13 protein-coding genes are annotated in these 14,342 nt (G+C 36.6%); 11 read left to right on the top strand and 2 right to left on the bottom strand.

Going from position 1 to position 14,342, the window contains the following annotated elements:
* Positions 1-89: 89 nt before the first annotated feature.
* The 5 genes from H3R25_RS04865 (at position 90) to H3R25_RS04845 (ending at position 7,479) form a co-directional block, all read left to right on the top strand.
* Positions 90-2,063, top strand: coding sequence for a glucose PTS transporter subunit IIA (locus H3R25_RS04865; RefSeq protein WP_198194457.1), 1,974 nt, complete (start codon positions 90-92; stop codon positions 2,061-2,063).
* A gap of 9 nt (positions 2,064-2,072) precedes the next feature.
* On the top strand, positions 2,073-2,969 hold the full coding sequence (gene murQ / locus H3R25_RS04860; protein WP_198194456.1) for an N-acetylmuramic acid 6-phosphate etherase: 897 nt from the start codon (positions 2,073-2,075) through the stop codon (positions 2,967-2,969).
* Positions 2,970-3,133: 164 nt separating this feature from the next.
* Positions 3,134-4,105 carry a ribose-phosphate diphosphokinase gene (locus H3R25_RS04855; protein ID WP_198194455.1) on the top strand — a complete coding sequence of 324 codons (972 nt, stop codon included), beginning with the start codon at positions 3,134-3,136 and terminating at the stop codon, positions 4,103-4,105.
* A 189-nt stretch (positions 4,106-4,294) separates the two neighbouring features.
* The gene (locus H3R25_RS04850; RefSeq protein WP_198194454.1) at positions 4,295-5,884 is read left to right on the top strand and encodes an ABC transporter ATP-binding protein; all 1,590 of its coding nucleotides are present in this window, start codon (positions 4,295-4,297) and stop codon (positions 5,882-5,884) included.
* 2 nt (positions 5,885-5,886) lie between these two features.
* Positions 5,887-7,479 (top strand): ABC transporter ATP-binding protein, encoded by a 1,593-nt coding sequence (locus tag H3R25_RS04845; protein WP_198194453.1) that lies wholly within the window; start codon positions 5,887-5,889, stop codon positions 7,477-7,479.
* Positions 7,480-7,530: 51 nt separating this feature from the next.
* Here the strand turns inward: H3R25_RS04845 and H3R25_RS09160 are convergent, their stop codons facing one another.
* Entirely contained in the window at positions 7,531-8,238 is a 708-nt protein-coding gene (locus H3R25_RS09160; RefSeq protein WP_122035921.1) for a GntR family transcriptional regulator, read from the bottom strand.
* 344 nt (positions 8,239-8,582) lie between these two features.
* On the opposite strand from H3R25_RS09160, the gene H3R25_RS04835 reads away from it, so the two are divergent.
* The 6 genes from H3R25_RS04835 to H3R25_RS04810 are packed head-to-tail and all read left to right on the top strand — an operon-like array spanning position 8,583 to position 12,818.
* The gene (locus tag H3R25_RS04835; RefSeq protein ID WP_187158384.1) at positions 8,583-8,987 is read left to right on the top strand and encodes a PTS sugar transporter subunit IIA; all 405 of its coding nucleotides are present in this window, start codon (positions 8,583-8,585) and stop codon (positions 8,985-8,987) included.
* On the top strand, positions 8,984-9,472 hold the full coding sequence (locus H3R25_RS04830; protein ID WP_198194452.1) for a PTS sugar transporter subunit IIB: 489 nt from the start codon (positions 8,984-8,986) through the stop codon (positions 9,470-9,472). Before H3R25_RS04835 ends, H3R25_RS04830 begins: the two co-directional genes overlap by 4 nt.
* 18 nt (positions 9,473-9,490) lie before the next feature.
* Complete coding sequence (locus H3R25_RS04825; RefSeq protein WP_122035915.1) at positions 9,491-10,237, top strand: PTS sugar transporter subunit IIC; 747 nt, start codon at positions 9,491-9,493, stop codon at positions 10,235-10,237.
* Positions 10,237-11,067 carry a PTS system mannose/fructose/sorbose family transporter subunit IID gene (locus tag H3R25_RS04820; RefSeq protein WP_122035913.1) on the top strand — a complete coding sequence of 277 codons (831 nt, stop codon included), beginning with the start codon at positions 10,237-10,239 and terminating at the stop codon, positions 11,065-11,067. The genes H3R25_RS04825 and H3R25_RS04820 overlap by 1 nt, the downstream gene beginning before the upstream one ends.
* A 13-nt stretch (positions 11,068-11,080) precedes the next feature.
* Positions 11,081-11,752, top strand: coding sequence for a hypothetical protein (locus H3R25_RS04815; protein WP_198194451.1), 672 nt, complete (start codon positions 11,081-11,083; stop codon positions 11,750-11,752).
* Positions 11,721-12,818 (top strand): SIS domain-containing protein, encoded by a 1,098-nt coding sequence (locus tag H3R25_RS04810; RefSeq protein ID WP_198194450.1) that lies wholly within the window; start codon positions 11,721-11,723, stop codon positions 12,816-12,818. The genes H3R25_RS04815 and H3R25_RS04810 overlap by 32 nt, the downstream gene beginning before the upstream one ends.
* Positions 12,819-12,874: 56 nt before the next feature.
* Here H3R25_RS04810 and H3R25_RS04805 read toward each other — a convergent pair whose 3' ends face one another.
* Positions 12,875-14,242: an HD domain-containing protein gene (locus H3R25_RS04805; protein ID WP_198194449.1), complete on the bottom strand. Its 1,368-nt coding sequence runs from the start codon at positions 14,240-14,242 to the stop codon at positions 12,875-12,877.
* Positions 14,243-14,342 lie beyond the last annotated feature (100 nt).

Raw genomic sequence — 14,342 nt, 5'->3', positions numbered from 1 at the left:
ACTGAAAAAGTATCTCCGTGGTTTTTGTGTTCTAAAAGCAGTAATATTTTGGTAACTAGCAAGTTATTTTTTTAAGCAAGGAGGCTTAAATGAGTATAGACAAGTATACAGATTTGGGACAAAAAATTTATGACCAGATCGGTGGAATCGAAAATGTTAAATCGCTGTATCATTGCATGACAAGGGTACGAATTTCGATAAGAGACAGAAATAAGGTTAACTTAGCCGGACTTAAGAAAATAGATGGTGTCATTGGAGTTGTTGACGGTGAAACTTTAGAAATTGTTTTAGGACCAGGGGTGAATACTAAAGTCGCTCAAAGCATGGTTGATGCTGCCGGTGTAAAAGAGAATGATCCTTTCCCAGCTATCGCACCAAGTTCGTCAAGTACCGAGACATATCAACAAGATAAATCAGAGGTAATGCAAAAAGCACAAATAGTTCATGATGCGCAAAAAGCTAGTTTAAAGCAAACTTGGTGGAGAGCAATTTTACAACATATTTCTGCTATCTTCATTCCACTTATTCCTGCCTTTGTTGGTGCGGGACTGATTTCTGGTGTGGCTGGGATGCTGAGAAACTTGATGACAGCTAAAATATTGCCACCAAGCTGGAATCTGGGCATAACTGTTTTAGGTGTAATTTCTTCTGGTTTATTTGCCTATCTAAACATTTATGTTGGTATTAATGCTGCCAAAGAATTTGGTGCTACACCAGGTTTAGGAGGCATTATTGGTGGAATTATTATGTTGCCAAATGTATTACCGCCAGTTACTATTCCGAACGTGTTTGACGGCAAACCACTTGCTGCAGGACAGGGTGGTATCATTGGAGTTTTAATATCTGTATGGCTACTTTCTTACGTAGAAAAGTTTTTCCACAAGCATATAGCCGATTCTGTGGATATTATTTTCACACCATTTTTAACGCTCTTAATAATGGGTTTAGCTACTATCTTTATTGTCATGCCTTTTGCGGGTTGGATCTCAAATTCACTAGTTAACAGTATTAATTGGGTACTTAAAGTTGGTGGTCCAATTGCCGGTTTTATTTTAGGTGCAGTATTTTTACCAATGGTTCTTTTTGGAATCCACCAAATTTTGACGCCGATTCATATTCAAATGATTCAAAAAATGGGCTATACTCCACTTCTACCGATTTTAGCTATGGCTGGTGCGGGCCAAGTGGGTGCGGCAATAGCTTTATGGATTAAATGCCGCAAAAATAAAGCGTTAACTAAGTTAATAAAAGGGGCATTGCCAGTTGGAATTTTAGGTGTTGGTGAGCCCTTGATTTATGGGGTTTCGCTCCCGCTTGGACGCCCATTCATTACTGCCTGTCTTGGCGGTGGTATTGGTGGTGCAGTCTTAGGTGCTTTTGGCAATGTAGGATCAACGGCAATTGGTACCTCAGGAGTTGCGCTGATACCATTAATTGCGAATAACAAGGCTCTATATTACTGCATTGGCTTATTAGCAGCTTACCTTGGTGGATTTGTTTTAACTTATTTATGGGGCGTTCCTCAAGATGCAATGTTAGCCAAAAATGAAGATGGCACTTTAGTAAACCAAGTTGAGGAAACAAATGAAGTGAAAAATAGTGTTTCAGTATCTTTAGCTAGTCCAGTTAGTGGTCAACTTGAAGCATTAACTGCCGTACCTGATGATGTGTTTTCGCAAAAAATGTTGGGTGATGGTTTTGCTGTTATTCCAGATAGTGATGAGATTGTTGCACCAGTTGATGGGCGAATTTTAACAATAATGGATACCAAACATGCGATTACGATGGAGTCAGCAGAAGGACCACTCGAAATAGTTCTGCATTTTGGAATAGATACGGTTGAACTTAAAGGTGAGCCATTTGAAATTAATGTAAAAAGTGGTCAGCATGTAAAACAAGGAGACTTAATTGCCAAAATGGATGTTGCAGCAGTTAAAGCGGCCAATAAGCCTACAGATGTGATGACCATTGTTAATAATATGGAAGATGTAGCTCAAATTAGTCCTATTTCTACTAAACAGGTGAAGGCAGACCAAATTGTTACAACTGTTACAACAAAGTAGAGGATAAAAATGGAAATTAAAGAGTTAAAAACTGAAGAGCGTAATCCTGCAACTAGTGAAATTGATAGAATGTCAACACTAGAAATGGTTAAGACGATTAATCAAGAAGATCAGAAAGTTGCTCAAGCAGTAAGACAGGAAAATGAGCAAATTGCCCAAGCAATTGATGCAGCAGCTAAAAATTATTCTAATGGCGGTCGTTTAATCTATCTTGGTGCTGGAACTAGTGGACGGCTTGGCGTATTAGATGCTGCAGAGCTAGTGCCGACTTATGGCATTAAGCCCGAAAGAGCAGTCGGACTAATTGCTGGTGGAAAAAGTGCAATGTTTTCAGCTGTAGAAGGCGCCGAAGATTCGGCAGAACTGGGTGAAAAGGACATAAGTGATTTGGCTTTAACTCAAAATGATGTTGTACTTGGCTTAGCTGCAAGTGGCCGAACACCATATGTGATTGGCGGATTAGACTATGCCAAAAAGCAAGGTACCTTAACAATTGCAATTGCCTGTGTAGCAGATTCTGTCATTGGTCAGCATGCAGATATTGCTATTGAAGCGGTAGTTGGTTCTGAAGTAGTCACTGGTTCAACTCGGATGAAGGCTGGTACAGCTCAAAAAATGATTTTGAATATGATTTCCACAGGCGTGATGATTAAGCAGGGAAAAGTATATTCAAATATGATGATTGATGTACAGCCGACTAATGAAAAGTTGGTTGATCGAGCATGTCGCATCATTAGTGCAACTGCCGATATTGACACTAAAAAGGCACTACAGTTCTTAGAAAAGGCCAACAAAAATGTGGCTCAAGCAATTGTGATGGCTAAAACAGGAAAGACTGAACATGAAGCTGCCGCATTACTAAAGAAATATCATGGTAATATTCGTAGTGTCTTAGATCATGAATAAAAATTTCTTTTAAAATAAGTGGAAAACTTACGCATTATCTGCGTATTCTAGCATTCGGGGCTTGAATGTCGTCCGCTAAAGTTGAATAATAGTATAGGAAAAAGCTTTTTCGGACAACTTTTGGTAAAATAATAAGTTGTTAACATTTTAATACGGAGGAAATTATGTCTTATAAAGACAATATGATGTTGTTTGCCCTCAATTCGAATTTGCCGCTAGCACAAAAAATTGCGGACCGCGTTGGGATTCCACTTAGTGAATCTAGTGTACAACGCTTTAGCGATGGGGAAATTCAAATTAATATAGACGAATCTGTTCGTGGTAAGGACGTATATTTAATTCAATCAACGAGTGTACCAGTCAATGATAATTTGATGGAATTGTTGATTATGATTGATGCTGTTCGCCGCGCAAGTGCACAGACGATAAATATTGTAATTCCATATTATGGCTATGCTCGTCAGGATCGCAAGACTCGTCCACGTGAACCAATTACAGCCAAATTAGTTGCTGATATGTTGCAAGAAGCAGGTGCCACTAGACTATTATCACTAGATTTACATGCACCTCAAATTCAAGGCTTCTTCGATATACCTGTAGATAATTTAATGGGTGCACCATTACTTGCAGATTACTTCTTAAGAAATAATCTGGAAAAGGATGCAGTTGTAGTTTCACCAGATCATGGTGGTGTTACTCGTGCTAGAAAGCTTGCAGAATTCCTAGGCACTTCAATTGCGATTGTTGATAAGCGTCGACCACGTGCTAATGTTGCCGAGGTAATGAACATCATTGGTGACGTTAAAGGTAAGCGAGCAATCATTATTGATGATATGATCGATACTGCTGGAACTATCACGTTAGCTGCACAAGCATTGATTGATGCAGGTGCAACTGAAGTTTATGCCAGTGCTACACATGCTGTTTTATCTGGTCCAGCCATTAAACGTATAAATGATTCTCCGATTAAAAGCTTGGTATTAACAGATTCAATTAACCAACCTGCAGAGAAGAAGTTGGATAAGACTTCACTTGTTTCAGTGGGACCGTTAATTGGGGATGCAATTAAGTGTATTCAAAAGAATGAACCACTTAGTCCTTTGTTTAATACCAGATATGAAAAAGATAAGCACTAAAATTTAAAATGACACGTAATAAAACCCTGAGATCAATTTGATTTCAGGGTTTTTTCTATATACTAAATTATCTTACTAATAAAATATGTGTCACTTAGTTGGAAAAAATGACCACTTAATTGAATCATATTGAATTTAAAATAAAATTAGACTTTAATAAGAAATATGAATTAAGGAGGCTTGAGACCATTGACACTAAAGCAATTATTAAAGACTAGCATACCAAGAACAATTTTAATTTTATTAGTTTTCTTGGCTTATGCACTAAGCGGTACTGCAACAACATATTTTTTCAAATACATAACTAATAATCTTAGTAATGGAAACTGGAGTGGATTTGCTTTTTGGATAATTGTAGAACTTATCATTTCAATTTTTACTATTCTTCTACTACCACTAGGAACATTTTTGTTTAACAAGCAGATTCAAGAATATTTGCACGAAATTCGCGCCAAAATAATGAAACACTATTATGCCGACGAACCAACTAAGGTTGCAGATATGCAGAATCAATTGGGAAATAATCTCAAAGTTTTGTCCGACGATTATGCGACACCATGGATAAAAATCTGGATTAATTTATTAAGCATCATTATGGCAATAGGAACACTATTAACATTGCATTGGTCATTAATTTTGATTGTGACCGTAGTAACGATTATTGTTCTTTGTTTACCTCAAATCATGACCAAAAAATTGTCCAGTTCAACTGCTAAAGCAGCTCAGAAGAATGCGCAATTTTTAAATACAATTGAGAACTGGTTTTCTGGTCTAGGAGAATTACGACGTTATGGTGCTGGTGGTCGTTTAGCCAAAGCGCTTGGTCAAGATAACCAGAAACTTGCAGATGCCAATGTAAATAGTAATAAAATGAAGTCTATTGCAATTGCAATTAATGGCGTGGGCAACTCAATCGGTCAAGTGGGAACTGGTCTTTGGGCTGGTCTACTATTTTTCAGACATATAATATCTCTGGGTGACTGGGCCATCGCTGGTGGTTTTGCTTCAACTATTTTTAATGGCTTATGGGAAATCATTAGTGCAATTACCCAAATTCGTTCAACAAAGGAATTGCGTGCTGATGTTACTAAACTCATTCAGCCGTTACCTGAAAGAAAGCCTAAGGCTGCAGTATATGGTTTAAAATGTCGCAACCTAGAGGTTCAATATCAAAATGGTGAAATAATCACTTATCCCGATTTCACTATTAATCAAGGCGATAAAGTTCTACTAACAGGTGATTCTGGCACTGGAAAGTCAACACTTTTCAAGGTTCTGTTGGGTAAAATTGAGCCCCAAAACGGTGAGGTCTATTTTATTGATCAAGCTGGTAACAAATTGCTACCTAAGCAAGCTGAATTAGGTTATGTGGCTCAAGACGCTACGCTTTTCCCAGATACGGTTGCTAATAATATTACGATGTTTAACCAAAAACTAAGTTCTAGATTAAGTGGAGCCGTTCAAAATGTACAGCTAGCTTCAGACATAGCAAGCTTTCCACAACAAATTGACACTAATGTTGATTTAGATCAAGGAAACTTATCTGGGGGGCAAAGACAGAAAGTTGTTTTAGCAAGGGCTGAAATACATAACAAACCATTTCTTTTATTGGATGAGGCGACAAGTGCAGTTGATAGCAAGACAACTAATAAAATCATTAGTGAACTGCTGCGAACAGATAAAACAGTCTTGCTAATTGCACATAATTTTAGTCCTGATTTAATGGAAAAATTTGATTATCAAATCTGCTTAAAAGCAAAGAAAAAGGAGGTCAAGTAGAAATGACTATTAAAGGTTTTTTTAAGCAAAACCCGTTACGCTTTGTAGTGATAATGGTAGTGCTAATTAGCTTTTATGCACTTATGATTGTTAACTCATTAATTGTAATGATTGAAACTACAGCAATTCAGCAAGGTAATTTTAGAACTTTCATGGTTATGGTTCTTGCTAGTTTTGTATGCATCCTGATCGATTATTTATTGCAAGGACTGCTAGGTTATCTTCAATCTAAACAAGAGGAACAATATAAAGCTGTTATTCGTCAAAAAACAATTGACCATTTTTATAAAGATCAAAAGGAGCACCCTGTAGCCCAGGTCCAGAATGGATTAACTAATGACTTAGTTCAAAGCCAAGAAAATTACTTAGAACCCTTTTTCAATTTGCTCGGTGGTGTAGCAATTATCGTGTCTGTTGTTGCGTTATTAATTTCATTACACTGGAGTTTACTTTTAGTGGTCACTTTGATGGTGATTATTTCGTTAACTGTGCCTAAGTTGCTTGAAAAACCGTTACAGCAAGCAATAACTCACATTTCTGAAAGCAATCAAAAGTATTTGGATTGCTTAGACAAGTGGCTTAGTGGCTTAGAAGAAATACAACGCTATTTTGCCGGTGAAAAGTTATTTGCGATAACAGATAAGGCAGCCAAAGACTTAGAGGATGCAAATGTTAAACAAAATGGGGTCATGCAACTGCTGTCTATTGTTAATGGGTTAATTTCAGTTTGCTTTCAAACAATCTTATTTTTATTAGCTGGCTACTTATTTCAGCAAAAACTAGTTGCTTTTGGTGTCATTATCGGTGTTGGAAACTGTCAATATTATCTAAGAATGGGCGTTGAAGAAATCATTAATTCATACGGCCAGATGAAGGGTGCCCAAGCTTTAAATAAAAAAATTGCTGAGGAAACTGAAAGTGTTGAACAGCCTAAACTAGAACAAGTCTCAGCACCTGCGGAACTGAGTGTTCGTGACCTTAGCCTACAATTTCCAAATGGTGAGAGTCTAAAATTCCCTGATATTGATATTAAAGCAGGTGAAAAAATACTATTAACTGGGGATTCAGGTGCAGGTAAATCAACTTTATTTAAACTTATTCTAGAACAGCTTAAGCCGACTACGGGAAAAATTGTTTTCAAGAATAAAAATGGCGCGCCAATTAATCCTGATATGGAGAAAATTGGTTATATCCCTCAAGATCCTGTTCTCTTTCCAGCAAGTATCGCTGACAATATGACGATGTTTGCTGATAAACTAAAAAGTGCTTTACCTTCGCTTGTAGAAAAAGTTCAGCTTAATGGAGATATTGCTAAGTTTGACCAAGGACTGAATCAGCAAATCGATTTGAATAAGTTAAATATTTCTGGCGGACAAAGGCAAAAAATTGTTTTAGTACGTGCATTAGTTCATCACAGTGAATTGATTCTAATTGATGAGGGAACTAGTGCAATTGATCAACAAGCTACGATGGAAATTTTGCGTGAAGTAACTGCAACCTCTGCATCGGTAATCTTTATAGCTCATAACTTTAATGAACAAATGAAGCAGTTATTTGATCGTGAAATTCATATAGTTAAAAATACAACAAAATAAGTAAATAAAAAGCACTCAATCTCATAGTATCAAGAGATTGGGTGTTTTTTACTAAGATTCGTTAAATCTGTAGGTGTAAAGATCTGGGTTGTAATAAGAAACAAATACACCTAATGGGACACGCTGATTATCAGAGGTTATGGTATCAGTGTTTGCCAAGGTCATTAACAAAAAATCTACGTCTAATTTGAGTGCTTTTTGCTGTTCCTTAGTTGCTTTAACAGCCTTAATTTCAACGAAATTTTGGATGACAGGCAATTTTAACTTTTTTAGGTAGGAATAAAGAGATGTTGTTAACAAATTAAAATCAATCTTTTTAATTAGTTTGGCACTTATATAGTCTTCAGTTAATGCGATCGGATTACCGTCTCCAGTCCTGAGCCTTTTCGTGTGATGGAATTTCTCAATTGGAGAGGAGAATTCATTGGCTGAAGGTACTTCATTTTGATTTTCTAAATTATAAGAAATCAGAGTTGAGCCTGGGGTCATTCTCTGTTGCTTAATAATATCGGTAAAACTGATATTGTCGGTTAGTAACCGTAGCACACTTTTTTCTTTTACAAAGGTGCCTCGTCCTGCAATTCTAGTTACATATCCTTGTTTTTCTAAATTTTTCATTGCCTTATTGACAGTCATACGGCTGTAACCGTATTTTTCACTAATTTGAATTTCGGGCGGCAGTTGATCACCTGCTTTAAGTACACCCTTGTTAATTTTTTCAATAAAGTAATCTTCTACTTTTTCATATTTAGCTTTCACTTGCGTATTCCTTAAATGATTTTATTTGTTGTCGTTGTTTTGATAACTGTTTCTTTATTAATTATAAATAATTTGTTGTGTGTTAAGCAAAAAATTATTTCCCTATGTTTCTTCATATAAAATGTATATACCATATATTTATAATAAAATAAAAAAGATAAAAATCAATTTTAAATTCCTAATAATTGCTTTAAAAATAGTATTTGTTGCCAAAATAAAATACAAGATATCATTTTTTATTCTTGCTAAAATGTATATACAGTAGTATATCTAACTTAGATTTAATGTTTACGCTAACATTTTAATCAAACGAACTGTAGAAACTAGTGAAAGGAAGTTATTCAATGAGTCAATTTATCATCGCTACGCACAGCTACTTAGCTGACGGATATAAGAATTCAATCAATTTTTTTAACGGCGCTACCAATAATGTTCATTTCATTAATGCATATGTCGACGATCAAAAGAATTTTGTTGAAGAGTTAAACGGGTTATTGGAAAAATTCAAAACTGACCAAATAGTAATTTTAACTGATATGCCTGGTGGAAGTGTTAATAAGGAAGCAGTTAATTTAATTAAAGATTACGACTGTAAAGTTATCAGCGGCATTAATCTCTCATTGGTATTGGAACTAATAATGAATCCAGATGACAAGTTGTCTGATGAAGCAATTCGCCTTGCTGTTAATGAAGCGCGTAAACAAATTATTTATGTAAATGATTTACTGAAGGAGGAAGATTTAGAATGATTAGTTTATTAAGAGCAGATGATCGACTTGTCCACGGCTTGGTTGCAGTGTCATGGACAAACCAATTACACCCTGACATTTTATTAGTTGCTAATGATCATGCGGCAACTGACTCAATGACTAAAATGACAATGAAATTAGCTAAACCAGCAGGTGTTACTCTGGGAATAAAGAGTCTTAAAGATGCAGCACAAATCTTAAACAGTCCTAAATATGCAAATAAGAAAATTTTTGTAGTAACGATTAATGTTAAGGATGCTGTAGCTTTAAAACATGATGTGGCAGGAATCGATAAGGTGAATGTAGGAACTGCAGGAATTCACTATGAAAACGGAGTTTCTGTTTTGCCACAAATTAAGATGACTGAAGAAGAGTTTGCCAGTGCCAAAGAGTTACACGACCAAGGTGTAGAAGTTTTTGCTCAGGTAACACCAACCGCTGAAAGCTTGAATTTTGCTGGTATTGAAAAAGCATTTAAGAAATAAATAAGAAGGAGATAAATTATGTTACAAGCATTCTTAGTTGCTCTCGTGGGAGCGGGAGCATACATGGAAAGTCGACTTGGCGGGCAGCACATGCTTGATCGACCAATCATCATTGGTCCTATAGTTGGTTTAGTAATGGGCGATTTTACCACTGGACTAATTTTGGGTGGACAACTTGAATTAGTGTGGATGGGTTTAGTTGGTATAGGAACAACTACTCCCCCAGATGTTGTTGTTGGTTCAGCTCTTGCGACTGCTTTGGCAATCAAGACAGGTACAAATTGGCAAACAACACTAACTTTGGCTATTCCAATTGCTTTAATTGCTCAAATTATTGCGATTGCAATTGGTAGCTTTAATGCGATTTTTACCCACTATGCTGATCGTCAAATTGAAAAGAAAAACTGGAAAGGAATTGCAATTGGACAATGGTCTGGAACAGTAATGCTATTCTTAGCAAAATTTGTTCCAATCATGGTTGGATATTTAGTCGGTGCACCAGTAATTAAAGTTATTATTAAGGCAATTCCAAAGGTTATTCAGGATGGATTAACTCAGTCTGGTAACTTGTTACCTGCATTGGGAATCGCAATGTTAATGCAGTTAACTTACGATAAAAAATACGCACCATTTCTCTTTTTAGGATTTGGTTTGGTAGCCTTTTTGAAGGTTCCAATGATAGGAGTAGCTGTGTTTGGCCTAATCATTGCTTACATTTACTACGAATTTAAACCAGCAGAAAATAACGAGGAGGACTTACTATAATGGCAGACGCAGCAACACAAAAATCAACTAAGAAGCTAACCAAAAAAGACCTGCGTAGTGTAATGTGGAGACACTACCAATTATTAGGTTCCTTTAATTATGAACGGCAAATGTCTCTTGGTTATGCATGGGCAATGACTCCAGTGATTAAACGCCTTTATGGTGATAATGATGATGAAATGCAAAAAGGATTTCAGCGTCATTTGGAATTTTTTAACTGTTCAGCATCTACTTCACCAATAATTTTGGGAATTAGTTGTGCAATGGAAGAACAAAACGCCAATTCAGAAGATTTTGACGCTAGTTCAATTAACTCTGTAAAAACGGCCTTAATGGGACCTCTTGCCGGAATCGGTGACTCAATGTTTTGGGGAACTCTACGTGTAATTGGTGTCGGGGTTGGAGCCCCACTGGCTGTTAAAGGAAGTATCTTAGGCCCAATTCTTTACTTTTTAATTAACGTTATTCCTAGTGAGCTGTTACGCTGGTTTGGTTTTAAACTAGGCTATCAAGGTGGAAACAAGTTTCTTGCTGAAGCAAGTGAAAGTGGGACACTACAAAAGCTTACGGAAGCTGCTAAAATTTTAGGATTAGTGGTGGTTGGAGCAATGATTGCGTCCATGGTAATTATTAAGGTGCCGTTAGTTATGAAATTAGGTGGAACAAAGGTCAGTTTGCAACAGACTTTAGACTCATTAATGCCTAATTTATTACCATTACTTTTGACTTTTGGCTGCTATGGACTATTACAAAAGAAGGTTAACGGCACAGTAATTCTGATTGGCTTGATTATACTTGGAATTTTAGCAGTTGCAGTTGGTCTACTATAGGGATTGAAGATTTATGCAATCAGCATTACTAGTAGTCTTGTTACTTTTGGCCTTTGGCCTTAGCTGGGTTGCAGAAGTTAAGCTAAGAAAAAAGCTACTTACACAGTTATTAACATTTCAGAAAAATGGTGATCAAAAGCGATATTTCCAGCTACTAAAATCACCGGTTGCAGTAGTTTGCTTATCTGCTAAAGCACGGGAATTTCTATCTTTAGATTATTACTTAGCATACGAGGACTATGAACAAGTTTGTCATGTTGTCGCTCATTTAACTGAAAAACAGGTTGATTTAACTAAAGAAAAAGAACAGGATCTATTGATTCGTCTGATGAGGTGCTATCTCTTTTATCTGGATGGTAATTATTTAGATAAAGCAATTGAGTTAGAAGAATATTTACTTAATAACTGCAAGCTTCCTGAAGTTCGCGCAGAAGTTCAGGAACTACATCAAGTTTATCTAGCACCAGATAGGGAAGTGTTAGCTAAATTAAAAGAGCAGTTGGATACGACCGAGGAGCCACAGCAGCAACTTATTATTTACCAAAGGTTAGTTAAAGTAACCGAAGAGTTGGGCTTAAAAAAGCAAGCAAAAGAGTATTTAGAAAAAATGCGCGAACTTGCGCAAACAACAATTAAAATGGAGGAATTTAAAGATGACAAAACTAACAATGATGGGACACATTGAGGACACAGATCGGGTATTGCAAAGAGCAATTGATGAACGAAATGATTATGGTAAGGAGTTTATTTCTTTCTGGTTAAACAATGACTTTAAAAAGGTTATTTTTACTGGTTCGGGTACTTCATATAATGCAATGCGTGTAATACGCAATATGTTTGTCAAATTACTAAATGTGGAAGGCGTTGCAATTGAACCAACTGTTTTTACTAGCTCAGAGAGCATTAATCCAAGCAGCTGTTTTAGAGATGATCAAATTTTAGTAGTAGGTTTATCCCAACATGGCGATAGCATTTCTACTTGTGAGGCTTTGCAACATGCACAAAAGTGTGGATACTCAACTTTAGGCATTTCAGAACAATTGGGATCAGCAATTACTAAAATTGCTGATCACTATGTTCACCTAGTTTGTGAAGAAGAACAGATTGGGCCAGAGACTCGTGGCTATACTGAGACTTTGTTACAATTCTATTTACTTGCTGTTGAAATTGCTCATCAATCTCAACTAATTGGTAAGGAAAAATATGACCAATTAATCAAGGATGCACAAGACTTAGTTGATAATTTCCCAACTGTTGTTAAAGAAAGTACTGCATGGTATGAAAAGCAGCAAGATGAACTAGTTGAAATGCAAAAAGCTTCAATTGCAGGTTATGGTTATAACTTCCCAACTGCACTTGAAGCTAGATTGAAGTTCTTTGAAACCTTTGGCCGTCCAACTAGTGCATATGAACAAGAAGAGCAATTGCATGGACCACTTCGCGCATATCATGACGACAACTTCATTTTCTTAATCGGTGGTAATAAAGGTTCAGAATTTGACCGCATGGTTGATGTAGCAGCATATTACCGTCGTGCTTATACTGAACATGTTTTTGTGGTTTCTGGTGAAGACTTTGAAGCAACTGACAGAGATTTAAAACTAAGTGTAAAAACTACCCCAATACTTTCTCCTATTTTTTATGTTGTTCCATTCCAAATTTTGTCAGCTAAACTATCTGAGAAAGTTGGCATTGATACCAGTGTCAGTCCTGTAACTGATACTTCAATTTCAGGACACATGAACGTGTAACCTAACAAACAGCTCCCCAAACAAAAAAGATCGAATTCAATCAGAATTCGGTCTTTTTATTTTTTATTAGTTTTTGGTTTTCGCAAATAGCGTAGTTTACCATTTTTGACATAACGTTGGAATTGTTGGTAAAGCGGGTCAAAAATTTGTGGTTCATCGCTATTGGACATCATGATTTTAGGGAAGAAGAACCGCTCGTCGCCCTGAATTGTTCCGTTAAGTGCACGAACTAACGGACTTAACTGTGACAGTTCAATTAGCTGACCGTCAGCTTGCATGATTTCGATTTGACTATTAGCGTTTTTCCCGCTTGGCTTATACGCATCATAAGGTTCATCAAAAGCGGAATTGGTGTCTGTATAATAGAGCGGATCAAACCCAGCTTGCTTAATTAGGTCCTTTAACTTGGGTAATAAGCTTTTAGTTTCGTCATCGATGCAAATACTTGCTAGTGGTTTTCGGTACAAATAGCAATTTGCTAAATCAGCTAAAATTGGGTCGCTTGCCTTTGTCCACATGGAGAAGTTTGTTTCCATGACTCCATCGTCTAATTCAAGGTAGTCGCTGAGCGTCCAGTCGCCAGCTAAAAACTTGGCTAAACTTGGTGTAACTTGCAGAGTACCTTGCTCATAAACAACTTTTGCTCGTTCAAGTAAATGCTGCAAAATAACTTCCATTGAACGGCCTACACGGTGAAAGTACACTTGCTGATACATTTGATAGCGCGAAACGATATAGTCCTCAACTGCATGCATTCCAGCCATTGTGAAGCAAATGCCACCTTGATAAGGTCTTATTTCTTGTAAAATTCGCGACAAATCAAATTCGCCGTATGTAACGCCAGTGAAGTATGCATCACGTTTAAGATAATCCATGCGGTCAGCATCAGCCTGACTGGAAATCATTTTAACGACTTGAGGATTAGGATAAGTTTTATCAATAACACTAGCAACTAATTCAGGAAAGTTTGGTGCAACTCCGCGCAAAACATGGTTAATTTCTGTATTAGGGTCAGTAATAATCTTTTGACCAATCTTTTCGTGGTTTGTACCAAATAGATGCTCAAAAGTATGTGAGTACGGTCCATGTCCGATATCGTGGAGTAAACCGGCACATTCAACTAATAAGCGGTTATTGTCGTCCCAGAGGCCATCCCCCGAATTATGAGATGGGTACTTTTCTGCGAAAATATTACAGATTTTTCTAGTTAACTCGTATACACCTAGATTATGTTCGAAACGGGTATGAGTTGCTCCAGGAAAAACATATGAAAGAGGCCCAAGTTGTTTGATACGGCGCATTCTTTGGAATTCTTCTGTTTTTAAAATGTCCAATATGACTTGATCTTCAATGTGAATGTAGTCATGAACAGGATCACGTAAAACAACTTCTTTAGTTAATTTTTTACTTTGAAATTTTGGCATAAATATTCCTCGAAGTTAGTTTATAATGTAAGATTAAAAATTGATTATTTACTTGATTATAGCAAATTTGCAATTTATAGGGCACTTTGAATATTCAAAA

Source organism: Lactobacillus sp. M0390, from assembly GCF_016102085.1.
Taxonomy (GTDB): domain Bacteria; phylum Bacillota; class Bacilli; order Lactobacillales; family Lactobacillaceae; genus Lactobacillus; species Lactobacillus apis.
This window is presented reverse-complemented; position numbering and strand designations above follow the sequence as displayed.